Here is a 22,399-nt window from a genome sequence, read left to right as displayed (position 1 = left end):
GGTGACCTGTGCACGGGGGCCGGCGTTTGCCTTGTATGACTCCGACGTATTCGGCGGCCGGGCGTCTGCGACGGGTGTTCGTTCCGGCACCCGTGGGAGCGCCTCCGCCACCGCAGCCCCCGGACCCGCCCATCTACCGTGCGCTGATGCGGACCTGGGCCGACGGGGGGCGGACGCTCCCGGGGCACCACGACCCGGAGTGGGTGCGGCTCGCGACGCCCCCCGGCGGCCTCGGTCGCCCTGCGGCGGGACAGGAGTCGTTCAGTGCGACTCGGGACCAGCGAGGTGACGGGCGATGACCATCCGCTGGATCTGATTCGTGCCCTCGACGATCTGCAGCGCCTTGGCCTCGCGCATGTACCGCTCGGCCGGGAAGTCGGCCGTGTAGCCGTACCCGCCGAGCACCTGGACGGCGTCGGTGGTGACCTTCATCGCGGTGTCGGTGCAGTGCAGCTTGGCCATGGCGGCCTGCTTGGCGAAGGGGCGGCCCGCGTCGCGCAGCCGCGCGGCCGCCAGATACAGCGCCCGACCGGCCTCGATCTGCGTCGCCATGTCGGCGAGCATGAAGCGCAGCCCCTCGAAGTCCGAGATCGGACGACCGAACTGACGCCGCCCCGAGGCGTACGCGAGTGCCTCGTCGAGGGCCGACTGGGCCAGTCCGATGGCGCAGGCGGCGATGCCGAGCCGCCCGGAGTCGAGCGCGGCCAGGGCGATCGCGAAGCCCTGCCCCTCCTCTCCGATGCGGCGGGCGTCGGGTACCCGCACGCCGTCGAAGTGGACCTGTGCCGTGGGTGAGCCCTTCATGCCCATCTTGCGCTCGGGCAGCGCACCGCTCAGGCCCGCGGCGTCGCCGGGCACCAGGAAGGCGGTGATCCCCCGGGGGCCCTCCTCCCCTGTACGCGCCATCACGGTGTAGAAATCGGCGATCCCGCCATGGGTGATCCACGACTTCGTGCCCGTGATCCGCCAGTCACCCCCCTGCTCGTCCCGGACGGCTCTGGTGCGCAGGGACGCCGCGTCCGATCCGGACGTGGCCTCGGAGAGGCAGTAGGCGCCGAGCAGACCGCCGCCGAGCATGGCGGGCAGGTGCTCGACCTGCTGCTTGGTGCCGAAGTGGGCGACGGCATGACAGGACAGGGTGTGGACACTGACCCCGAGGCCGACCGTGAGGCGGGCCGCGGCGAGCTCCTCGAGCACCTGGAGGTACACCTCGTACGGCTGGTCACCGCCGCCGTACTCGGAGTCGTAGGGCAGGCCGAGCAGCCCGGATTCGGAGAGCAGCCGGAACACCTCGCGCGGGAAGCGTCCCGCGTCCTCCTCCTCGGCCGCCTTCGGGGCGATCTCGTGCTGCGCGATGTCGCGGACGAGCGAGATCAGTTCCCGGGCCTCGTCCGTGGGCAATGGGCGATCCACCGGCTGCGGGGCGCGGTCGGGCATGGCGACGCTCTCCTCCCTGTCGGGCGCTTCGGCGGGAGGTGCGCCTTGGGTGTGGCGACTCCGCCGGGTCTCACTGGGCCTCGCCGATGCTCGCCGCTCCGGGTCTCGGCAGCTGCTGACCAGCGGCTGTGGCGCTGTGAGTATGCCCGATCGGAGGCACGGAGTCACCAGTTAACGACCGCTTACTCAAGGAAACGTCCCGAATCCCGAATTGGTCCGAACCATTGACCAACTGGTCTAGTCCTCCTAGGGTTCGGTCCACCGCTTCACCGCGTTCATGCCAATCGGCACGCGTTCAGTCAGCGCGCGTTCCCCTCTCCCCCACGAGGAGACACGATGCTCACACCCCACCGCTCGCGCGTCCGCTTCCGGGCGCTCGTGTCCGCCGCCTGCTGCGCCGTCCTCGGCGCCGGACTGCTCGTCGGCGCGGGCACCGCGACCGCCACCACAAAAGGACCGGCGCGGACGGCCGCGGCCGGCTCCAAGGTCGTCGGCTACTTCACCGAATGGGGCACGTACGACCGCAAGTACTTCGTCAAGAACATCGAGACCTCCGGCTCCGCCGCGAAGCTCACCCACATCAACTACGCCTTCGGCAACGTCACGGGTGGCAAGTGCGCCATGGGTGACTCCTACGCCGCCACCGACCGCGCCTACACCGCGGCCGAGTCCGTGGACGGCGTCGCCGACACCTGGGACCAGCCGCTGCGCGGCAACTTCAACCAGCTGCTGAAGCTGAAGAAGAAGCACCCGAACCTCAAGGTCCTGTGGTCGTTCGGCGGCTGGACGTGGTCGAGCGGTTTCGGCGAGGCGGCCAAGAACCCGGCCGCGTTCGCGCAGTCCTGCTACGACCTGGTCAAGAACTCCAAGTGGGCGGGCGTCTTCGACGGCATCGACATCGACTGGGAGTACCCGAACGCCTGCGGCAACACCTGTGACAGCAGCGGCCGGGAGGCGTTCAAGAATCTGATGGCGGCGCTGCGGTCGAAGTTCGGCTCAGGTGCGCCGGTCACCGCGGCCATCACGGCCGACGCCACGAGCGGCGGGAAGATCGACGCGGCGAACTACGCGGGAGCGGCCCAGTACGTCGACTGGTACAACCCGATGACCTACGACTACTTCGGCGCCTGGGACGCCGCCGGCCCGACCGCCCCCCACTCGCCGCTGAACTCCTACGCGGGAATCCCGAAGGCGAACTACTACACCTCGGCAACCATCACGAAGCTCACCGGGCTCGGCATCCCGGCCTCGAAACTGCTGCTCGGCATCGGCTTCTACGGCCGCGGCTGGACCGGGGTCACCCAGGCCGCACCGGGCGGCACCGCCACGGGCCCGGCGGCGGGCACCTACGAGCAGGGGATCGACGACTACAAGGTGCTCAAGACCAAGTGCCCCGCGACCGGCACCGTCGCCGGCACCGCCTACGCCAAGTGCGGCAGCAACTGGTGGAGTTACGACACCCCCTCGACCATCGCGACCAAGATGGCGTACAAGAACCAGCAGGGCCTCGGGGGCAGCTTCCTCTGGGAGCTGAGCGGTGACACCGCGAACGGAGAGCTGATCAAGGCGATCAACTGACCGGTTGAACACCGGGGGCGGGGGCCGCTGCGGCTGCCGCCCCACGGTGCGGTCAGCCGTCGCGGCGGGCCGGTGGCGGCGCCGTGTACCGCGGTTCGAGCTCCTCGATGGCGCGCAGGGTGCCGCCGAGCGTCTTCACCAGCAGTTCGCGCATGGAGTCCCGGGTCAGCCCCGGGCGGGCGATCCAGTCCAGCGTCGCGCCCTCCACACTGCACACCCAGGCGAAGAGCCCCATGCGTGCCAGCGGTGAGATGTCGCGCCGGCCGTACGCCCCCTCGGCGATGGTGGCGACGATCGCCTCGCGCACCCCGTCCCGGATGGCGTGCACCTGGGTGTCGAACCCGACGCCGCCGCTGACGATGGTGCGATAGGCGGCCTGATGGTGCTCGGCGTAGCGCAGATAGCGGTCGATGGTGCGATGCACACGATCCACCGCCGGGAGTTCCAGACCGGCGGCCGCGGAGGTGACGAGTTCGGCCACCGAATCCTCGACAATGGCGAGGTAATAGCCGCGCTTCGATTTGAAGTAGTAGTAAATCAGCCCTTTGGCCACATGGGCATGGCGTGCGATGTCGTCCATCGACAGTGCGTCGTACGACGTGTCGGCGAACAACTTGCGCCCGATGGAGATGAGTTCGGCGCGGCGCGCCAGCGAACGATCGGTGGCGCGTGCCTGCGGGCCTACGCCACCTCGCTGTTGACTGATATTCAATTTCGGCCAAGCCTCCGAATGCCAGCGGGACATCCGCAGTATTGCAGAACGACCCCACCGGTACGTTCGGCTGCGATCGATCGGATGAGGCGCTGTTCCGGAATTGCCGGCCGGTCCGGAAAACCCCGGACCGCCCGCGTCACATCAGGCCGAGCTGCGTGACGAGCATCGCGAGGACCGCAACGAGGACCCAGCCCAGGACATGCTCGACGATCTTCGGTCCGTCGTCCTTCGGGCCGCCCGTGCGGGCGCGGAGTCGGGCGGTGGTGGCTGAGATGGCGGTCATGGCAGCTCGCTGGTGTAGGACTGTGCGATGGACTCCCCCCACCGATGTGTCCACCTTGCCACCGCTGTGCACCGACATGGCGGAGAGCTTGGTCACACACCAGGGCCCCCGGTCTCTCCCGGGGGCCCTGGTTGTTCATGGCCGGGATCCGCACGGTGTCAGTGGACGCCCACCGCCGCGAGCGCGAGGCGCTGGTGCGCGGTGGGACGGGCGGGGAAGTACAGGTAGCAGACGCCACCCGTACCGGACACGACGCTGCCGGAGGCGTTGTACCGCTTGGTCCGCAGCCAGATCGTCTCCCATTCGGCCCGCTTGTAGACCCGGCGCACCGCCTCGTCGCTCGGCGAGGCCGGATCGTTGGCGATCACGTCGCCGTCGGCGGTGAAGCCGATCACGGTCATCAGATGACCCGAGGTCCCGTAGCCCGCCCCGGTCAGCTCCTCCTTCAGGAACGACTGCGACGTTATGGCCGGGATGCCCGCCGCGATCAGCGTCTCCAGGTCCTTCAGGGAGGACAGCCGGGTGACCACGCCCTGGAGGTCCTCGAACGTCGCCGCGTAGGCGGCGTTGAAGGGCCAGTTCCCGCAGCCCTGGTACTGGTAGTCGTAGGTGAAACGGGCGGCATGGCAGACCTGCGGGTCGGCGTACGACGGGTCGACCCAGGACAACTGCTCGGGGGTGGGCTTCCGGCCCCAGTACTCGATGATCATCTGCGAGGAGGTGGGGCTGCACCAGGCCTCGCCGCCGTTGTCGTACTCCGGGTACTGGCCCTTGTGGATCTCCTGCGAGTAGCGCGGGACGAGCAGTTCCTTGGCAAGCCCGGGCTTCGAGGCCGGGACCGTGAAGCGGTCGGGGATCGCCGAGCCCATGGCGCCGATCCGCCACACCGTGGGGGTGAGCCGGGTGTCCGGCGTGCGGTAGAGCGTCAGGCGCAGCTGGTACGCCGCCAGGCGCAATCCCGACGCGGCGTCGGAGATGGCGAAGGTGTCGGTCCAGATGTCGCTCTTGCCGTCCGTCTGGTCGTCGACGGACGTCCGCCGGATGTCCTGGTCGCCGGCGGCCCAGCGGCCCATCACGTACCAGGGCGTGTCCGTGCCGTCGGAGTAGGTGCCCTTGAGCTCCACCTGGAGCCAGGTGCCGGCCGGGGTGTGCGCGTTCCACGAGGCGATGGCCTCGGTGGACGGGACCGACAGGACGTGCACCGGCGAGGTCCAGGTGGCGTACTCCCAGGTTGCGGTCCTCCCCGTGTGCGGGTCGGTGTAGTCGGTGCGGCCCGCGGGCGTGGAGATGACCACGCCCGGCCGCGGCCCTGCGACGGCACGGACCCCTCGCGCGGAGCCGGTCCGCCACTGCGCGTACGAGGTCCAGGCACGGTTGTCCACGAGGCTCGGGGTGGCTTTCGTCGGCCCGCCGTCGGGCTCTGCGGCTGCGGCCGCGGGGCCCGCACCGGCGGTCGCGGCGGCCGCGGCGACCGCCGCGGCGAGGATGGTTCTGCGGGACGGCTCTGAAGCTCTCGTCATCGGTGGGTGACCCCCAGTTGTCCGGAAGCAGCGGTTCAGACGCACGATGTGGGCCAACTATGGCCGCCGTCCGGGGACTTCTGCCAGCACTTCGGCGAGGGACGCGCCCACCAATATTGGCGTGGACCACTGGCATGACCTGGGATGCCGTGATTCCGACCCGCATGATCGCCACGACTCCGTACGGCGCCCGACCGGGTGACGTGTCGCGGGGCGAACGGGCGAACGGGTCCTGTGCGCCGGATCCACGGCACATTCGGACGAGGTCCATCGCCGCCACCTCGGCCGGCCGTCCGTAGCTCACCGGCACCCGGAGGCGGCGCCGCGCGGTGGCGAACCACCGGAACGTGGCCACGACCAGTACGACGGCCAGGGCGATCGGTGCGTAGTTGAAGGTGCCGACGGTGATCGGCGACGCCTGGGGTCGGCACCGAGCCTGAGCCGCAGGAAGATCGGCACGGTGTGGGCAAGGAGAGCCCCACGACATTGACGCCGACGATCGCGGTGAAGGTCCAGCAGGTGCCGAGCAGACCGAGCATGCCTCCGCAGAGGCCGCTGGTGAAGCCGGTGTTGTTCAGAAGTGCGGTTTCCCGGCGGAGAAATACGGCGCCCCGCTCGTCGGACAGGCGGATGCCACTTCCCCCATTGCGGCACCGATGAAAAGCACCATGCCGGAGACGCCGATCCACCCGAGGACGACAACAAGCGGGCCCCGTGCCCATACCGAATCCGAACGAGGAGAAAATTCAGGAGAGGATGTTGATGACGGTGAAGGACATGGCGAAATTGTCGACGGCCCGGAACCTCCCGGTGAGTTTCCGTGGATATCCGATGGCGTGCAATGTCGCGTCGTCGTCGATCGCGACGGGATCCCGACCTGCGTGCCGCCCGATAGGAGGCCCTGACATCCGTTCCGGCACAACCGGACCTCTCCGTGTGGGGGATGGAATCGGGCCTGAAGGGGTCAGACCGCCCCCGGCACGGGCGGTCCGCAGACGCGGCGGGCGCGCGAGAGCCGTTCCTCGGGATCACCGAAGACGCTCCGAGGCTTGCGTGAGGCGCAGCCCCATGGCGGTGAGGACGGCGCATGCCTCGAACGCGTGCTGGGCCATGACCAGGGCGCGCGCGAGATACGCCGGGTCGGGCACCGGCGTGAACCGGTGACCGGCCACCTCGGACAGCCACTTCCGCTACGGGGCGATCGCGGTGGAGCGCCACCGGGGCTCCTCCGGACGCGGTCGGCCGGCGGTTGCGGGGCCGACAGCCCTCGACGAGGGCGACGAGGGGCAGCAACCGCACCGGTGAGGTGCCGGCGCCCGTCGGGCCGGGAAGGCGGCGACGTCCCAGGCCGCGTTCACCGAACCGCGCATGACGGCGACACGCGCCCACATCAGCGTGGCCTCGGGACCGGACTCCTCGGCGAGCCGGCGTCGGGTCAGTTCGGAGCCCGCGGCCTCGGGGGGCGAGCACCAGACAGCGGTGGGCGGGCGTCTCGACGAGCACGGCGTCGGCGTTCGGATGGCGGCCGGCCCGCACGTCCACGCATACGCTCGGCGGCTCATGGTCGTCGGCCGCCGGATGCCACACATACCGCCCCTCGAACAACCCCGCGGCCATACTCCCGTGTCCGTCCCGCTACGACTTGCCGCCGCCGTACACCAGGCACCCCATTCAGCGATGGCCTCATCCGGAATGGCGATTCCCGAATAGTCGGTTGAACGCGTTCTTTGGTCTGCCGGAGACAAAAAAGAACACGCCATTGATTGATGCGACGACAGTTTAATGCGGCACTATTTCCCGAACCGCATCCGCGTCCGGACCGCCCTCCGGAGCGTGCGGCCATGCGCCGCGCGTAGAATGTTCCATCGAGATATGCCCGCGCTCCTCGCTCCAGGGAATCGCCATTCACCGCCTCGCATCGCGCCTGCATCGGCTGCCCCCGTCCTGCGGTCCCGTGCGGCTCGTCGGCATCGACGGACATGCGGGATCCGGAAAGTCCACGTTCGCCGGGGAGTTGGCGGCGGCACTCGACGGCGCACCCGTACTGCACCTCGACGACGTCGCCACGCACGAGGAGCTGTTCGCCTGGACGGAGCGACTGCTGCGCGACGTGATCGAACCGCTCGGCCGCGGGGAGACGGCGCACTACCGCCCCTACGACTGGGGCGCTCGGCGGTTCGGCCCGACGCGGACCCTGCCGCCCGCTCCGGTGGTCCTGATCGAGGGAGTCGGTGCCGGCCGCCGGGCCCTGCGCCCCCGGCTGGCGCGGTTGCTGTGGATGGAACTGCCCCACGAGGAGGCCTGGGCCCGGGGACGGGCGCGGGACGGCGCCGAGCAGAAGGCGTTCTGGACGGAATGGGTCGAGGCGGAGCGGCAGCACTTCGCGCGGGACCCGTCGCGCCCCTTCGCCGACCTCCTGGTGCGGCAGGGAGATAAGGGATACAAGGTACTTCCGGGACCCCAGAGAGGGCATGGTACGGACCAGTCCCTCACCCACAGTGATGGACCATCGGCAGTGCGCTGACCCCGTGAAGACCCTTGTGGGAGAACTTCCTTGAGTGCTTCGGGGCGGCTTGACCCGGGAGCCGTACAGGACTTACGTTCTCAATGTGCGGCTTTCACAGCCGCCCGCAAGACGCGAGGCCCCCGGTTGTTCCCCCGTGATCGGGGGCTTCGTTCTGCCCTGGAGGCGTTGCCTCGGGCGCCGGGAGCCGTGATTCGCTCACCCTCGGTCACCGCGCGGTGTGCGCCCCGTCTGCTCCCACCTCATCGAACGGCTCGTGCGGCACCCTTCGGTACGCCGCTCCCCCGCAGGTACGATGCCTCTCGGTGCCACCGTCGGACAGTGCGCAAGTTGCAACTCCGGTCCGCGGCACAGCGGTTCGAGCAATGCGGCCGACGGGCACAGGCCCGGCGGTGAACCAACGGGGGCACGGTTTGTGGGGGACTTGATGGACTTCGGCTCGCGGGGCCCCGAGGCGCCGGCCGACCTCGCCTGGCTGCGAGGTGTCGACGCCTACACCATGGGCGCCTATCCACAGGCGGAGGAGGAGTTCCGCGCTGCGGTCCGCATGGATCCCGGGATGGCCGACGGCTGGCTCGGACTGCACGCGCTCCGCGTCGACACGACGACCGCGCTGCTGCGCATGTTCCGGCATCGCGACCGATTCGGGGAGCAGCGCTCACGCCACCGGCGCACGCTCAACTCCTGGTACTGGCTGGGCTGGTGGGTGCAACCGGTGCTGGAGAACCCGCGCGACCTGCTGCTCGCGCACGCCTCGCACTGGCTGGACGGCCGCCATGTGCCCGAACTGGACCGGGCCCTCGCCGGGCTGCCGCCCGTGGACGCCGACCCGCAGGTCCGATTCCTGCACGCCTGCCGGGCCTACCTGGTCAAGGACTGGGAGCAGTTGGTCCGGCACACCGATCCACTGATCGACGACCCCATGCTCGGCATCGAGGCCGGTCTGTTCGGGGGGATGGCCCGGGTGCGCCTCGAGATGTTCGGGCAGGCCGAGCCGCTGCTCTCCGCCTCCCTGATGCGCTGCCGCAGCGAGCAGCCGCAGCGCAAGGAGCTGCGCTACTGGCTGGCCCGCGCACACGAGGGCACGGGACGTTCCGCCGCCGCCCTGCCCCTGTACCGGGCGGTGCACCGGGTGGACCCGGCCTTCATGGACACCTCCGCGCGGCTCGCGGCGATCGCGGAGGGCGACGGCTACGACGAGTCGACCGACCTGACCGCGCTTGCGTTCAGCGCCGGGGGCGATGTGCTGGAGGGGCCGGACGGCCTCGATCCGCTGTTCGGCGCCGAGGGCCGGGACGTGAAGCTCTCGGACCCCGAACCGCCGACCGGCGGCCTGCCGGCCCAGGGCGACCTGGTGCGCGAGAAGGCCGGCATGCCCTCGCCGCCGCTGCCGGCCGGACCGACGGATCCGGCCCTGCTCGAGGAGGCACTCGCCGAGCTGGAGCGCATGGTGGGCCTCGAGCCGGTGAAGCGGCAGGTCAAGGCGCTGTCCGCGCAACTGAACATGGCCCGGTTGCGGGCCGGCCAGGGATTGCCCGTGCAGCCGCCCAAACGGCACTTCGTCTTCTCCGGTCCCTCGGGTACGGGCAAGACGACGGTGGCGCGGATCCTCGGCCGGGTCTTCTACGCCCTCGGCCTGCTCGGCGGCGACCATCTGGTGGAGGCACAACGTGCCGACCTGGTCGGCGAGTACCTGGGCCAGACCGCGGTGAAGGCGAACGAACTGATCGACTCGGCGATCGGCGGAGTGCTGTTCGTCGACGAGGCGTACTCCCTGTCCAACTCGGGCTACGGCAAGGGCGACGCATACGGGGACGAGGCGCTGCAGGTGCTCCTGAAGCGCGCCGAGGACAACCGCGACCACCTGGTGGTGATCCTCGCCGGCTACCCCGAGGGCATGGACCGTCTGCTCGCCGCCAACCCCGGTCTGTCCTCCCGCTTCACCACCCGGGTCGACTTCCCCTCGTACCGCCCGCTGGAACTCACCGCGATCGGCGAGGTCCTCGCCGCGGAGAACGGCGACATGTGGGACGAGGAGGCACTGGACGAGCTCCGCTCGATCGCCGGTCACGTCGTGGACCAGGGCTGGATCGACGAACTCGGCAACGGCCGGTTCCTGCGGACGCTGTACGAGAAGAGCTGCGCGTACCGGGATCTGCGACTGAGCGGGTACCCCGGGATCCCGTCCCGGGACGATCTGTCGACGCTGCGGCTGCCCGATCTCATGCAGGCGTACGGAGAGGTCCTGTCGGGCCGCGGTCCCCAGGATCCACCGGGGTTGTGAGGAGCGCCGCAGGACCGCGCGGACACGGCGACCGCGGGACGGGGTGGTGCCCCGCGGAAGTGCGCGGGGACACGTCACCCGCGCCCCGGTCGGGGCGCGGGTGAACCGCGATCAGCTCGCCACCGCCTCCCACTGCTCAGGTTCGGCCATCCGCGGCTGCGGCGGAGCCTCGCGATGCGCGGGGTCCCTGACCTCGCCCACCAGCAGCTCCAGGACGTCCTCCAGGGCGACCAGGCCCAGCACCCGGCCGGAGCCGTCGGCCACCTGGGCCAGGTGCGTGGCGGCCCGGCGCATCACCGTGAGGGCGTCGTCCAGGGGCAGCTCCGCCGCGAGCGTGGTCATCGGGCGCCAGAGCTGCTGGGGTACCGCCCGCTCGGACTCCTCCAGATCGAGGACGTCCTTCACGTGCAGATAGCCCATGACGGCGCCGTTGGCCGCGACCACGGGGAAGCGCGAGTAGCCCGTGCGCGCGGTCAGGGCCACCACCTCGCCGGGGGTGACCGTGGGCTCCACGGTCACCAGGGACGCCGGGTCCAGGAGCACGTCCGTCACCGGGCGCGAGCCCAGCTCCAGCGCGTCCTCCAGCCGTTCCTGCTCCTCGGGATCGAGCAGTCCCGCCTGGCCCGAGTCCTCGACCAGTTGGTTGAGCTGCTCACTGGTGAAGACCGCCTCGACCTCGTCCTTCGCGTCCACCCGGAACAGCTTGAGGATCAGCTTGGCGCAGGCGCTCAGCGCGACCGTCACCGGACGGCACAGCCGCGCGAAGGCCACAAGCCCCGGACTCAGCCACAGCGCGGCCTTCTCCGGTGCCGCCATCGCCAGGTTCTTCGGCACCATCTCGCCGATCACCAGGTGGAAGAAGACGACGGCCCCGAGTGCGACCACATAGCCGAGCGGATGCACCATCCCGTCGGGAATGTGCACCGCTTCGAACACAGGCTCGAGCAGATGTGCCACCGTCGGTTCGGCTACGGCGCCCAGTGTCAGCGAGCACAGGGTGATGCCGAACTGGGCGGCGGCCATCATCTGCGGCAGCCGCTCGAGCCCGTACAGCACCTGCCGGGCCCGTGCGGTCCCGAGCGGCTCGATCTGGCTGCGCCGCACCGAGACGAGCGCGAACTCGGCGCCCACGAAGAACCCGTTCGCCAGCACCAGCAGTGCGGCGAACACGAGTTGCAGCACGCTCATCGCACCGCCTCCGCGACCGGCACGGGACTGTCAGCGAGCTTCACGAGCCTGACCCGCTCCGCGCGGTAGTGCCCCACCTGGCGCACCGTGAGCCGCCAGCCCGGCAGCTCGGCCCGGTCACCGGGGGCGGGGATCCGGCCGAGCAGATCGGCGACCAGTCCGGCCACCGTCTCGTACGGACCCTCCGGTACGTCGAGGCCTATGCGCTGCAGGATGTCGACCCGGCAGCTTCCGTCGGCGTCCCAGGCGGGGCGCCCGTCCTCCGACGGCGCGACGGCGAGTTCGGGCAGGTCGAGCCCGTCGTGCTCGTCACGCACCTCGCCGACGAGCTCCTCGACGATGTCCTCGAGGGTGACCACGCCCGCCGTGCCGCCGTACTCGTCGACGACGACGGCGATGGGCTGCTCGCTGCGCAGCCGCTCGAGGAGGGGCTGCACGGGCAGCGTCTCCGGAACGAGCAGGGGCGCTTGGGCGATCCGGGTGACGAGCGTACGCAGCCGCTCGTGCGAGGGCACCGCGAGGGCGTCCTTCAGATGCACCATGCCGACGATCTCGTCGATCTTCTCCCGGTAGACGGGGAAGCGGGACAGACCGGTGGCACGGGTGAGATTGACCACGTCCTCCGCGGTGGCGGACGACTGCAGCGCACTCACCTTCACCCGGGGGGTCATCACATGCTGCGCGGTCAGCTCGCCCAGGGACAGCGTCCGTACGAACAGATCCGCGGTGTCCTGTTCCAGGGCACCGGCCTGAGCCGAGTGCCGGGCCAGGGAGACGAGCTCGTCGGGGGTGCGGGCGGAGGCCAGCTCCTCGGCGGGCTCGACGCCCAGGGCGCGTACCAGCCGGTTGGCGACCGCGTTGAGGGCCGCGATCACCGGCCGGAACAGCCGCGAGAAGTGGTGCTGCGGGCCGGCCACGAAACGGGCGACCTGGAGCGGCCGGGACACGGCCCAGTTCTTGGGCACGAGTTCGCCGATGACCATCTGCACGGCCGAGGCCAGCAGCATGCCCACCACCACGGCGACGCCGGAGACGGCGCCCTCGGGGATGCCGAGCATGGTGAACGGGCCGCGCAGCAGTTCCGCCAGCGCGGGCTCGGCCAGCATGCCGACCACGAGTGAGGTGATGGTGATGCCGAGCTGGGTGCCGGAGAGCTGGAAGGACAGCTCCCTGAGCGACTCGACGACCGTGCGGGCCCTTCGGTCGCCCTCGGCCGCGGCCTTCTCGGCGTCGGGCCGCTCGACCGTCACGAGACCGAACTCGGCCGCGACGAAGAATCCGTTGGCCAGGATCAGCACAAACGCCGCTCCTAGGAGCAGCAAGGGGATGCTCATGATGCCGCCGCCTCCGCGTTCACGCGGACACGGTCCGCGCTATGTCGGCAGGGGGCGGCGCAGGTACTACAGGACGATCCGTCCATCGCCGGAGGGAGTCACTCCTCGGGTAGCAGGAACCCCTGAGCACCGGGCGGAGCCTCAGGGGCGGAGGCGCCTCGGGGCGCCTCTGTCACCAGATTAGTCAAGACTCCGGCCGGTGCGGCAGGGCGGACGGCCCGAGTCAGCTGTGATGTCGTCCGGGATCGTCTGCGGAACGGGCCTCGGCGAGCGCGCGGAGCGTACGCGCGTCCGCGATCGCGCGCTCCTTGGCGATGCCCGGCTGGATGCCGAGGGCGGGCAGGCTGGTGCCGTCGCTCAGGTTGAGGAACACCCAGGGGTCGCCCGGACGCAGGTTGACCTGCACGATCTCGGCCCAGTGCAGATGGCGGCTGCTGGCGATGTTGACGACGGTGACGCCGGACTCGTCCGCTACGACCTTGGGCCGGGCGAGCAGGAGCAGAACCCCGAACAGGAGGACCGCCGTCAGGATGAAACTGAGGCGTTCCCCGGGGCTGAGCTGCTCCAGGAGCATGGCGACCGCGGTGATGACCACGAAGATCGCCACGCCTGCGCTCAGCAGCACGGCCCGGGTGTGCCCCGGCCGGAAGGTCACGGGAAGGGTGGGCAGGTCCGGCATCGTCGTACGGTTCCTCAGAGGCGGCAGGCGTGGATGGCCGTGGTCAGGATGGCACGGGCCCCGATGGCGTAGAGATCGTCCATGATCCGCTGCGCCTCCTTGGACGGGACCATGGCCCGCACGGCGACCCAGCCCTCGTTGTGCAGCGGCGAGACGGTCGGCGACTCCAGGCCCGGGGTGAGCGCGACGGCCTTCTCGAGCTGCTCGACGCGGCAGTCGTAGTCCATCATCACGTACGTCCGCGCCACCAGGACGCCCTGCAGACGGCGCAGGAACTGCTGGACCTTCGGCTCCTCGACGTCGGCGCCGGTCCGGCGGACGACGATCGCCTCGGACTTCATGATCGGCTCGCCGATGACCTCGAGACCCGCGTTGCGCAGCGAGGTGCCGGTCTCGACCACGTCCGCGATGACCTCGGCGACGCCGAGCTCGATGGCGGTCTCGACGGCGCCGTCCAGGTGGACGACGGAGGCGTCGACGCCCTTGTCGGCGAGGTGCTTGGCGACGATCCCCTCGTAGGAGGTGGCGACCGTCCTGCCCGCGAGGTCCTCTACGCCGCCGGCCGTGCCGGGCTTGGTGGCGAAGCGGAAGGTGGAGCGGGCGAAGCCGAGCGGCAGGATCTCCTCGGCGTTGGCGCCCGAGTCGATGAGCAGGTCGCGGCCGGTGATGCCGATGTCGAGCCGGCCGGAGGAGACGTAGATCGCGATGTCGCGGGGGCGGAGGTAGAAGAACTCCACCTCGTTCTCCGGGTCGACGATCCGGAGCTCCTTCGACTCCCTGCGCTGCTGGTAGCCGGCCTCATGCAGCATGTCCGCCGCAGGGCCGGACAGGGAACCCTTGTTCGGGACGGCGATGCGCAGCATGAGGTCGGCTTCCTTCGTTCGTGCGTGGGGTGTGCAGATGTTCGGTATACGGCTCAGAGGTGGGCGTACACGTCGTCCAGGGAGATCCCACGGGCCACCATCATCACCTGGACGTGGTACAGCAGCTGGGAGATCTCCTCGGCGGCCGCCTCCTTGCCCTCGTACTCGGCGGCCATCCAGACCTCGGCGGCCTCCTCGACGACCTTCTTGCCGATGGCATGGACGCCCTTGCCGACCAGTTCGGCGGTGCGGGAGCTGGCGGGATCGCCGTGGGCGGCCTTGTGCTGGAGCTCGGTGAAGAGCTCCTCGAACGTCTTCTTGGACATGGTGGTCCTCACCCTACGCGCTCCGGACCGTGTCTCAGTGCCAGGGTTCGGATACCGAGCGCAGCGTGGCGGCCGTCGCCACCGCCGCCGTCACGGCCTCGTGCCCCTTGTCCTCGTTGGAGCCCTCCAGGCCCGCACGGTCCAGCGCCTGTTCCTCGGTGTCACAGGTGAGAACACCGAAGCCGACGGGGACACCGGCCTCGATGGAGACCTGGGTCAGGCCCTGGGTGACCCCCTGGCACACATAGTCGAAGTGGGGGGTGCCACCGCGGATCACCACCCCGAGGGCCACGATCGCGTCGTAGCCGCGGCCGGCGAGCACCTTGGCGGCCACCGGGAGCTCGAAGCTGCCCGGCACCCGCAACAGGGTCGGCTCGTCGATCCCCAACTCGTGCAGGGCGCGCAGTGCGCCGTCCACCAGTCCGTCCATCACCTTGTCGTGCCACTGTGCCGCGATGACGGCGACCCGCAGATCGCTCGCATTGCGTACGGACAGTACCGGTGCACCCTTGCCGCTCACGTCTCTCCTCAGTGCTCTCTTACTGGTTGCCGCAGGCGGACACGGCGTTCGTGTCCAGCCAGGGCAGGTCGTGCCCCATCCGGTCCCGCTTGGTGCGCAGGTAGCGGATGTTGTACTCGCCCGCCTGCACGGGCATCGGCTCACGCCGGGTGACCCCGAGGCCGTGCCGGAGCAGGGCCTCGGTCTTGTCGGGGTTGTTCGTCATCAGGCGCACGCTGCGCACGCCGAGGTCGGCCAGGATCCTGGCGCCGGCGGCGTAGTCGCGGGCGTCCGCGGGAAGGCCCAGCTCGAGGTTGGCGTCCAGGGTGTCGCGACCGCGCTCCTGGAGTTCGTACGCGCGCAGCTTGGACATCAGCCCGATGCCGCGGCCTTCGTGACCGCGCAGATAGACCACCACTCCCCTGCCTTCCGCCTGGATGCGCTCCAGGGAGGCCTCCAGCTGGGGGCCGCAGTCGCAGCGTAGAGAGTGGAACACGTCTCCGGTGAGGCATTCGGAGTGCACGCGGACCAGGACGTCCTCGCCGTCGCCGATCTCGCCGCGGACGAGGGCGATGTGCTCCACGCCGTCCGCGGGCGACCGGTAGCCGTAGGCGGTGAACTCGCCGAAGCGGGTGGGCAGGTGAACCTCGGCCTCACGGCGGACGGCGGGCTCGGACGGGGCCGCGTCCTGTGCCCCGGGGTCCTCCGCCCCGAGAGGGACCGAGAGTTTGGGCGAGCGCCGGTAGGCGACCAGGTCCTCGATGGAGACGATCGTCAGCCCGTGCTTGCGGGCGAACGGGACGAGCTCCGGCAGCCGCAGCATGTGGCCGTCCTCGCCGGCGATCTCCACGATCGCACCGGCGGGCCGCAGCCCCGCGAGCCGGGCGAGGTCGACGGCGGCCTCGGTGTGGCCGTTGCGGACGAGCACACCGCCGGGCCTGGCCCGCAGCGGGAAGATGTGGCCCGGACGGACGAAGTCGCCGGGTCCCGCCTCTCCGCCGGCGAGCAGGCGCAGCGTGGTGGCCCGGTCGGACGCGGAGATGCCGGTGGTCACCCCGTGGGCACCGCCGGCGTCGACGGACACGGTGAACGCGGTGCGCATCGACTCGGTGTTGTTGTCGACCATCTGCGGGAGCTCGAGGCGGTCGAGTTCCTCGCCCTCCATGGGCGCGCAGATCAGACCGCGGCACTCGCTCATCATGAAGGCGACGATCTCGGGCGTTACCTTCTCCGCGGCGATGACCAGGTCACCCTCGTTCTCCCGGTCCTCGTCGTCGACGACCACGACCGGCCGGCCGGCCGCGATGTCGGCGATGGCCTGCTCGATCGGATCGAGCGCGAAGTCCTCGACGTTGTCCGTGCTGTACAGGATCGGCGCGGTGCTCATGCCGCGGCTCCTTCCAGGAGGGGCTGCCCCGACCTGCGGGAGCGCAGCCACCAGTCGCGCAGGCCCCACAGGACGAGCGCGCCGTAGATGACGTAGACGAAACCGGAGAATGCGAAGCCGTTGGCGAAGTTGAGCGGGACACCGACGGCGTCCACGAGCAGCCAGGCGAGCCAGAACTCGACCATGCCGCGCGCCTGGGCGTACATGGCGACGATCGTGCCGACGAAGATGTAGGCGTCCGGCCACGGGTCCCACGACAACGACGGGTACGCGGTGAACAGGCCGGCCACCGCGAGCGTGCCGACGGCGGCGGCGCCGACCAGGATCCCACGCTCGCGCCAGGTGGCGAACCGCACCGCGATGTGGCCGTCGTCCGCCTGCCCCCTGCCGCGGTTCCACCGCCACCAGCCGTAGACGGCGACGACCATGACGACGACCTGCTTTCCGGCGCTGCCGGAGAGGTGGGCCGTCGCGAAGGCGGCGAAGAGGACGAGACCGGACAGGAACTGCACCGGCCAACTCCACAGGGAGCGGCGCCAGCCGAAGGCGAGGCCGATCAGACCGATGACGTTGCCGATCATGTCCGACCACTTGATGTGCTGGCCGAAGAGCGTGAACGCCTCCGAGTTGAGCCAGTTCACTCGGAGGCCCCCTGCCCGGCCAGCAGGCGCTCCACGTACTTGGCGATGACGTCGACCTCGAGGTTGACCGGATCGCCGGGCTGCTTGATGCCGAGCGTGGTCAGGGCGAGGGTCGTCGGGATGAGGCTGACGGTGAAGCGGTCGGCGCCGACCTCCACGACGGTGAGGCTGATGCCGTCCACGGTGATGGAGCCCTTCTCGACCACATAGCGGGCGAGCTCCGCCGGGAGCGAGACGGTGACGAGCTCCCAGTTCTCGGAGGGCTTGCGCTCGAGGACCGTGCCGGTGCCGTCGACGTGTCCCTGCACGATGTGCCCGCCCAGCCGTGCACCGACGGCGGTGGGGCGTTCGAGGTTCACGCGGGAGCCGACCGCGAGGGCGCCGAGGCTGGAGCGGTCGAGGGTCTCCGCCATGACGTCGGCGGTGAACTCGTCGCCCTCGTGGTCCACCACGGTGAGACAGACGCCGTTGACCGCGATGGAGTCACCGTGCTGCGCACCTTCGGTGACGACGGGCCCACGGAGACGGAAGCGGGAGGAGTCGCCGAGATTCTCGACGGCGGTGACCTCACCCAGCTCTTCGACGATTCCGGTGAACACTTCCCGGGTCCTCCTGCCACGTTCGGGCACGGACTCCGGGGACTGTCGAGGACGACAGCGGACCGCGGTCGGGATCACCGGGACGACGCCGCACGGAGTTCGCCCCTCAGGGCGACCCGAATACGGCGGCGCGCACGAATGCCCGCCCGCCGCGCACTGCCTCCCATCCGGACTTTAACCGTCGGTCCAGGAATTCCACCTGGTCAACCGGCCGCTGGAAGCGACCGGGTCGCGGACTATAACCGCCGGTTCGGACTTTCACCGACCCCGGAGTGCGCTGCTTCTGGTACAGCAAACAGTGTGCCACGCCGGGTCGAGCGCCAAGCGGGTGAACCGCTGTGTGGTGGCTCACAGGTTCACATATCGGACTTCCCGGCCCGCCGTGCGGCGCCCGAACCCATCACCCGGCGGGACAACGCCTGGTGAGACGAGGGCAGTTGGCAATTGGTCCATACCTATTGACCGGTCTGGTCCGGTCCTCCTAGGGTCGGCGATCCCGGCGCTGTGCGCCGTCCACGAGCGGTCCGGCGGCGGTGACGGAGGCCCTTGCCCCGCCGCCGGGCCTCATCCATGGTCCCGACGCCGGGGCCGTGGCCCTCGCGGGCACGGCCCCCGACAGGTTGCGCGGACGGGCCGGGCCCCGGTGCGTCGCCCGGCGGCGCGGCCGCGTCCGCGCCGTGTCACTTTCCGCGCAGCCCGAGCGGTCATGACCGGAGACGGACGTTCCGCAGGGGAACGCCGCCCGTCCGAAGGGACTGAGGAGATTGACCACGATCCTGGTGACCGGAGCGACCGGAACGCTCGGCCGGCTCGTCACCGACCGACTGCGGGACGCCGGACACGAGGTGCGCGCCCTGTCCCGGCACGCACCGCAGTACGCCGTCGATCTGATCCGGGGCGGCACCGGCCTGGACTCGGCGGTCTGCGGCGTGGACACGATCGTGCACTGCGCGACCTCGCCGCGCGGCGGTGACGAGAAGGCGGCCCGCAATCTGATCGCGGCCGCGCGCCGGGCGGGCGTGGCCCATCTGATCTACATCTCGATCGTCGGCGTCGACCGTGTGCCGCTCGGCTACTACCGGACGAAGCGGGCCGTGGAGCGGCTGACCGAGGAGTCGGGGCTCGGCTGGACCGTGCTGCGCGCGACGCAGTTCCACGACCTGCCCGTGCAACTGTTCGCCGTTCTGTCCAAGTTGCCGGTCGTGCTGCTCCCGGCGGGCGTCGCGGATCAGCCCGTCGCGGCCGCGGAGGTCGCGGACCGGCTGGCCGAACTGGCGCAGGGCGCACCCGCGGGCAGGGTCGCGGACATGGGTGGCCCCGAGGTGCGGACGTTCGCGTCACTGGCCCGGTCGTATCTGAAGGCGACGGGCCGGCGGCGAGCGGTGGTGAACGTGCCGCTGGCGGGCAGGACCTACCGCGCATTCCGCGCGGGCGGCCATCTCACCCCCGAACGGGCGGTGGGGATGGCGACGTTCGAGCAGCACCTCGCGCAGCGGTTCGAAGGCGCCGGACGCGGCTGACCGCACGGAGGCGCCCGCTATCTCTCCGGGGGCGCGAAGAGTTCGTCCTGTGCGCCGTCCCGCGCGGTCAGCAGCGCACCGCGCAGTACGGCGCCCCCTCCGAGGACGCCTGCGCGCACCTCGGTGACCAGTGGTGACATGCGTGCGAGCCGCGCCTCGACAAGGCCGGCGAGCACGGCCCCGCCCGCCTGTCCGACCTCGCCGCCGAGCACCACGCACCCGGGATCGAGGATGGCGGCGAGGGAGGCGGCGCCGATCGCGAGCCGGTCGGCGAGGGCGTCGAGGAAGCGCCCCGCCTGCTCGGGTCCCGCCTCCGACGTCGGCGGCGCGGCGGCGGCTCCGGCCGTCGCCGCGCCCCGGGCGACCGCCTCCACGGCCCGCCGCACGAGCACCGCCGCCTGCGGCTCAGCCCCCGTGTCCGCGGTGAACAACCCGTGCTCCCCGGCCAGTCGGGTGATGGCCGCCGACCCCGCCAGGGAGTGGAAGCCGCCATCGCAGTCCGTCGCGGACGGCAGCGTCCTGGTGCCGGGGACCGGCAGGAAGCCGATCTCGCCGGTGCCGCCGGAGGCGCCGCGGCGCAGCGCTCCGTCCAGGACCACGGCCGCGCCCGTGCCGAGTCCCAGCCACAGCAGCACAAAGGTGTCCCGGTCGCGCGCCGCGCCCTCGCGCTGCTCGGCCAGGGCGGCGAGGTTGGTCTCGTTCTCCACGATCACGCGCGCGGGCAGCCGGTCGTGGAGCGCGGTGACCAGCCGGCGGTGCCATTCCGGCAGGCCGCTGGAGTCACGGAGTTCGCCGGTGGCGGGGTCGATCAGGCCAGGTGCTCCGATCCCGACCGTGTGGAGCGGCGTGGCACCCGCCTCCTTCGCCGTGCGCTCCACCAGCGCCACGGCCTGCTCGACCGCGGGGCCCGTCCCCATGTCGCCGCCGATCGGCACCGACGCCTCGGCGAGCACCCCGCCGAGCAGATCCGCGACGAGGACGGCGACACCCTCGGTGCGCACGTCGAGGGCCGCGAGGCGGGCGCGGTCGGCGACGATCCCGTACAGCCGGGCGTTCGGACCGCGCCGCTGTTCGCCCGACTCCCCCACCACCGCGACCAGCCCGGCCTCGGTGAGCCGCTCCACGAGGTCGGCGACCGTGGGCCGGGACAGTCCGGTGAGCTGTTTCAACTGCCCTGCGGTCAGGGGGCCTTCCTCCTGCAGCAGCCGCAGGGCCAGCCGGTCGTTGATGGCCCGGGCGGTGCTAGGAGATGCAGGCATGCCGGGATCCTCCCAGATCGGCGGGGCCGGTCACCGGCCCCCTCCCTCCTATCTATCAGGCAGGGTTCCTGATAGTTTACGGCACGCAGCCAGGCGGACACACCCGGGGAGGGGCGAGAATGGGCGCGGTGGAGAGGGTCTACTCAGTACGTGACGTGAAACGGGCGCGGTACGCCGTGGCGGCGGTCTTCGCCGTGCACGGTGCCGTCACCGGCTCGTTCGCGACCCGTGTGCCGTGGATCCAGGACCACGCGTCGGTCAGCGCGGGGCAACTCGGACTGGCGCTCGCGTTCCCCGCGCTCGGTGCGTCCGTGGCGATGCCGCTCGCCGGCAGCATCAGCCATCGGTTCGGCGCCCGCAACGCCCTGCGCGGTCTGATCGCCCTGTGGACGCTCTCCCTGGTTCTGCCGTCCCTCGCGCCCAACCTCCTCACGCTCTGCCCGGCCCTGTTCGTCTACGGCGCCTCGGCGGGCATGGCGGACGTCGCGATGAACGCCCTCGGTGTGGAGGTCGAGGACCGGCTCGGACGGTCGATCATGTCCGGTCTGCACGGCATGTGGAGTGCCGGCGCACTGATCGGCTCGGCCGCCGGCACGCTCGCCGCCCACCTCGGCTCGGACGCCCGGCTGCACCACACCCTGGCGGCCGCGGTCCTGACCGTGCTGGGGCTGGCCGCCTGCACCTGGGTGCTCGACCTCCAGCCCGCCGAGGACGAGGAGCCGCCGCCCCGGTTCGCCCTGCCGCCGAAGTCGGCGCTGCTGATCGGCGCGATCGGGTTCTGCGCGGTGTTCGCGGAGGGCGCGAGCCTGGACTGGTCCGCCGTGTATCTGCGGCAGGAACTGGAGACCTCGGCGGGACTCGCGGCCGCGTGCACCACGGGCTTCACGCTCACCATGGCCGTCGCCCGGATCGCGGGCGACAAGGTGGTGGACCGGTTCGGTTCGGTACGCACCGTACGGGCCGGCGGCGTCCTGGCCGTCCTCGGCGGACTGCTGATCGTCGGTGCCGGTGATCCGGTCGTGGCGATGACCGGCTTCGCACTGATGGGCCTCGGCATCGCCGTCGTCGTGCCGCTGTGCTTCGCCGCGGCCGGCCGCAGCGGTCCGAACCCCAGCCAGGCCATCGCCGGTGTCGCGACGATCACGTACACCTCGGGGCTCGTCGCGCCGAGTGCGATCGGCGGACTGGCCCAGGCGACCAGCCTCGTGGTCTCGTTCGGGCTGGTCACCGTGCTTGCCTGCGGGCTCGCCCTGTTCGCGGGGGTGCTCCGCGCGGGCGACCGGGAGCGGCCGAAGGTCAGTCCGCCGAGCGCATCAGTTCCCGACCCAAGGCCCTGAACCGCTCGCTCCACGAGGTGGGGCGCAGGGTCGCCGCGTCGAGCCGGACCAGGACCCGGGTGCCGTGCGCGTACGTCACCGCTCCGTCGGCCGAGCAGAACCGGAACCCGTAGGTGAGGCCGGTGTTCCCGAGTCGCTCGAGCCACAGGTGCACGGCGTACGCGCCCGGCTTGCTCACCGGGGCCTCGTAGGTGATCCGCAGCTCCTTGACGGCGTTGCAGAAATCCCCCGCCGCCTCCCAGTCGCCCTCGAAGCCGAAGCCCTGCTCGTGCCACAGGACGGTCCAGGCGCGTTCGACCATGACGGGATAGCGGGCGTTGTGCAGCAGGCCGAGCGCGTCGAGGTCGTCGAAGTGGACGACGACGGGGATCAGCCGTCCGTACGACTGGACGGGCGCGGCCTGGGCTTCGGCGGTCACGGGCGGGG

21 protein-coding genes, 1 pseudogene and 1 riboswitch are annotated in these 22,399 nt (G+C 70.8%); of the genes and pseudogenes, 5 read left to right on the top strand and 17 right to left on the bottom strand.

What is annotated here, in order from left to right; all coding sequences use genetic code 11:
- Positions 1-261: 261 nt before the first annotated feature.
- Entirely contained in the window at positions 262-1,437 is a 1,176-nt protein-coding gene (locus RCR19_RS30880; RefSeq protein WP_331268091.1) for an acyl-CoA dehydrogenase family protein, read from the bottom strand.
- 336 nt (positions 1,438-1,773) lie between these two features.
- On the opposite strand from RCR19_RS30880, the gene RCR19_RS30875 reads away from it, so the two are divergent.
- Positions 1,774-3,015 (top strand): glycoside hydrolase family 18 protein, encoded by a 1,242-nt coding sequence (locus tag RCR19_RS30875; protein WP_331268090.1) that lies wholly within the window; start codon positions 1,774-1,776, stop codon positions 3,013-3,015.
- Between the two features lie 52 nt (positions 3,016-3,067).
- Here RCR19_RS30875 and RCR19_RS30870 read toward each other — a convergent pair whose 3' ends face one another.
- The 5 genes and pseudogenes from RCR19_RS30870 to RCR19_RS30850 all read right to left on the bottom strand — a co-directional run bounded on the left by RCR19_RS30870 (position 3,068) and on the right by RCR19_RS30850 (position 6,705).
- Complete coding sequence (locus RCR19_RS30870) at positions 3,068-3,727, bottom strand: TetR/AcrR family transcriptional regulator (RefSeq protein WP_331269600.1); 660 nt, start codon at positions 3,725-3,727, stop codon at positions 3,068-3,070.
- Positions 3,728-3,866: 139 nt separating this feature from the next.
- Complete coding sequence (locus RCR19_RS30865; protein ID WP_107116465.1) at positions 3,867-4,013, bottom strand: SCO1431 family membrane protein; 147 nt, start codon at positions 4,011-4,013, stop codon at positions 3,867-3,869.
- A 158-nt stretch (positions 4,014-4,171) separates the two neighbouring features.
- Positions 4,172-5,533: a peptidase C39 family protein gene (locus RCR19_RS30860; RefSeq protein ID WP_331268089.1), complete on the bottom strand. Its 1,362-nt coding sequence runs from the start codon at positions 5,531-5,533 to the stop codon at positions 4,172-4,174.
- Between the two features lie 259 nt (positions 5,534-5,792).
- Positions 5,793-6,366: pseudogene (locus RCR19_RS30855) on the bottom strand (hypothetical protein); the annotation flags it as partial.
- Between the two features lie 195 nt (positions 6,367-6,561).
- On the bottom strand, positions 6,562-6,705 hold the full coding sequence (locus RCR19_RS30850; RefSeq protein ID WP_331268088.1) for a hypothetical protein: 144 nt from the start codon (positions 6,703-6,705) through the stop codon (positions 6,562-6,564).
- Positions 6,706-7,436: 731 nt separating this feature from the next.
- Between RCR19_RS30850 and RCR19_RS30845 the strand changes: the two genes are divergently transcribed.
- Both RCR19_RS30845 and RCR19_RS30840 read left to right on the top strand, forming a co-directional pair.
- Entirely contained in the window at positions 7,437-8,057 is a 621-nt protein-coding gene (locus RCR19_RS30845; RefSeq protein ID WP_331269599.1) for a hypothetical protein, read from the top strand.
- 427 nt (positions 8,058-8,484) lie between these two features.
- Positions 8,485-10,341: an AAA family ATPase gene (locus tag RCR19_RS30840; RefSeq protein ID WP_331268087.1), complete on the top strand. Its 1,857-nt coding sequence runs from the start codon at positions 8,485-8,487 to the stop codon at positions 10,339-10,341.
- 111 nt (positions 10,342-10,452) lie between these two features.
- On the opposite strand, the gene RCR19_RS30835 is transcribed toward RCR19_RS30840, so the two are convergent.
- The 9 genes from RCR19_RS30835 to RCR19_RS30795 form a co-directional block, all read right to left on the bottom strand.
- Positions 10,453-11,529, bottom strand: coding sequence for a hemolysin family protein (locus RCR19_RS30835; RefSeq protein WP_331268086.1), 1,077 nt, complete (start codon positions 11,527-11,529; stop codon positions 10,453-10,455).
- Positions 11,526-12,863 (bottom strand): hemolysin family protein, encoded by a 1,338-nt coding sequence (locus RCR19_RS30830; protein ID WP_331268085.1) that lies wholly within the window; start codon positions 12,861-12,863, stop codon positions 11,526-11,528. Before RCR19_RS30830 ends, RCR19_RS30835 begins: the two co-directional genes overlap by 4 nt.
- 223 nt (positions 12,864-13,086) lie before the next feature.
- Positions 13,087-13,542, bottom strand: a complete 456-nt coding sequence (locus tag RCR19_RS30825) for a PH domain-containing protein (protein ID WP_059125502.1) — start codon at positions 13,540-13,542, stop codon at positions 13,087-13,089.
- 14 nt (positions 13,543-13,556) lie between these two features.
- Positions 13,557-14,405 carry an ATP phosphoribosyltransferase gene (hisG, locus tag RCR19_RS30820; protein ID WP_059125503.1) on the bottom strand — a complete coding sequence of 283 codons (849 nt, stop codon included), beginning with the start codon at positions 14,403-14,405 and terminating at the stop codon, positions 13,557-13,559.
- Between the two features lie 53 nt (positions 14,406-14,458).
- Positions 14,459-14,731: a phosphoribosyl-ATP diphosphatase gene (locus RCR19_RS30815; protein ID WP_028423093.1), complete on the bottom strand. Its 273-nt coding sequence runs from the start codon at positions 14,729-14,731 to the stop codon at positions 14,459-14,461.
- A 34-nt stretch (positions 14,732-14,765) separates the two neighbouring features.
- Positions 14,766-15,251, bottom strand: a complete 486-nt coding sequence (gene ribH, locus RCR19_RS30810; RefSeq protein WP_331268084.1) for a 6,7-dimethyl-8-ribityllumazine synthase — start codon at positions 15,249-15,251, stop codon at positions 14,766-14,768.
- 19 nt (positions 15,252-15,270) lie between these two features.
- Positions 15,271-16,617 carry a bifunctional 3,4-dihydroxy-2-butanone-4-phosphate synthase/GTP cyclohydrolase II gene (locus RCR19_RS30805; RefSeq protein ID WP_331268083.1) on the bottom strand — a complete coding sequence of 449 codons (1,347 nt, stop codon included), beginning with the start codon at positions 16,615-16,617 and terminating at the stop codon, positions 15,271-15,273.
- Positions 16,614-17,258, bottom strand: a complete 645-nt coding sequence (locus RCR19_RS30800) for a nicotinamide mononucleotide transporter family protein (RefSeq protein ID WP_331268082.1) — start codon at positions 17,256-17,258, stop codon at positions 16,614-16,616. Before RCR19_RS30800 ends, RCR19_RS30805 begins: the two co-directional genes overlap by 4 nt.
- Positions 17,255-17,857, bottom strand: a complete 603-nt coding sequence (locus tag RCR19_RS30795; RefSeq protein ID WP_331268081.1) for a riboflavin synthase — start codon at positions 17,855-17,857, stop codon at positions 17,255-17,257. The genes RCR19_RS30800 and RCR19_RS30795 overlap by 4 nt, the downstream gene beginning before the upstream one ends.
- Positions 17,858-18,006: 149 nt before the next feature.
- Positions 18,007-18,137, bottom strand: a riboswitch (FMN riboswitch).
- 484 nt (positions 18,138-18,621) lie between these two features.
- Here RCR19_RS30795 and RCR19_RS30790 point away from each other — a divergent pair.
- On the top strand, positions 18,622-19,377 hold the full coding sequence (locus RCR19_RS30790) for an NAD(P)H-binding protein (RefSeq protein ID WP_331268080.1): 756 nt from the start codon (positions 18,622-18,624) through the stop codon (positions 19,375-19,377).
- Positions 19,378-19,394: 17 nt separating this feature from the next.
- On the opposite strand, the gene RCR19_RS30785 is transcribed toward RCR19_RS30790, so the two are convergent.
- Positions 19,395-20,636 (bottom strand): ROK family transcriptional regulator, encoded by a 1,242-nt coding sequence (locus tag RCR19_RS30785; protein WP_331268079.1) that lies wholly within the window; start codon positions 20,634-20,636, stop codon positions 19,395-19,397.
- A 119-nt stretch (positions 20,637-20,755) separates the two neighbouring features.
- Here RCR19_RS30785 and RCR19_RS30780 point away from each other — a divergent pair, with 119 nt between their 5' ends.
- The gene (locus tag RCR19_RS30780) at positions 20,756-21,973 is read left to right on the top strand and encodes an MFS transporter (protein ID WP_331268078.1); all 1,218 of its coding nucleotides are present in this window, start codon (positions 20,756-20,758) and stop codon (positions 21,971-21,973) included.
- Here the strand turns inward: RCR19_RS30780 and RCR19_RS30775 are convergent.
- Entirely contained in the window at positions 21,933-22,391 is a 459-nt protein-coding gene (locus RCR19_RS30775; protein WP_331268077.1) for a hotdog domain-containing protein, read from the bottom strand. The genes RCR19_RS30780 and RCR19_RS30775 overlap by 41 nt on opposite strands.
- Positions 22,392-22,399: the final 8 nt, after the last annotated feature.

This window comes from Streptomyces sp. WAC07094 (genome assembly GCF_036320405.1).
In the GTDB taxonomy this organism is placed as follows: domain Bacteria; phylum Actinomycetota; class Actinomycetes; order Streptomycetales; family Streptomycetaceae; genus Streptomyces; species Streptomyces lannensis.
Note: the sequence above shows the minus strand (reverse complement) of the source record. Positions and strands in the feature narration are given on the sequence as shown.

Excerpts from the sequence above, each read along its gene's own strand:
- hisG (WP_059125503.1), bottom strand. The coding sequence starts at position 14,405 with ATGCTGCGCATCGCCGTCCCGAACAAGGGTTCCCTGTCCGGCCCTGCG.
- RCR19_RS30825 (WP_059125502.1), bottom strand. The coding sequence starts at position 13,542 with ATGCCGGACCTGCCCACCCTTCCCGTGACCTTCCGGCCGGGGCACACC.
- RCR19_RS30805 (WP_331268083.1), bottom strand. The coding sequence starts at position 16,617 with ATGAGCACCGCGCCGATCCTGTACAGCACGGACAACGTCGAGGACTTC.
- RCR19_RS30875 (WP_331268090.1), top strand. The coding sequence starts at position 1,774 with ATGCTCACACCCCACCGCTCGCGCGTCCGCTTCCGGGCGCTCGTGTCC.
- RCR19_RS30815 (WP_028423093.1), bottom strand. The coding sequence starts at position 14,731 with ATGTCCAAGAAGACGTTCGAGGAGCTCTTCACCGAGCTCCAGCACAAG.
- RCR19_RS30865 (WP_107116465.1), bottom strand. The coding sequence starts at position 4,013 with ATGACCGCCATCTCAGCCACCACCGCCCGACTCCGCGCCCGCACGGGC.
- RCR19_RS30830 (WP_331268085.1), bottom strand. The coding sequence starts at position 12,863 with ATGAGCATCCCCTTGCTGCTCCTAGGAGCGGCGTTTGTGCTGATCCTG.
- RCR19_RS30880 (WP_331268091.1), bottom strand. The coding sequence starts at position 1,437 with ATGCCCGACCGCGCCCCGCAGCCGGTGGATCGCCCATTGCCCACGGAC.
- RCR19_RS30780 (WP_331268078.1), top strand. The coding sequence starts at position 20,756 with ATGGGCGCGGTGGAGAGGGTCTACTCAGTACGTGACGTGAAACGGGCG.
- RCR19_RS30860 (WP_331268089.1), bottom strand. The coding sequence starts at position 5,533 with ATGACGAGAGCTTCAGAGCCGTCCCGCAGAACCATCCTCGCCGCGGCG.
- RCR19_RS30840 (WP_331268087.1), top strand. The coding sequence starts at position 8,485 with ATGGACTTCGGCTCGCGGGGCCCCGAGGCGCCGGCCGACCTCGCCTGG.
- RCR19_RS30785 (WP_331268079.1), bottom strand. The coding sequence starts at position 20,636 with ATGCCTGCATCTCCTAGCACCGCCCGGGCCATCAACGACCGGCTGGCC.
- RCR19_RS30835 (WP_331268086.1), bottom strand. The coding sequence starts at position 11,529 with ATGAGCGTGCTGCAACTCGTGTTCGCCGCACTGCTGGTGCTGGCGAAC.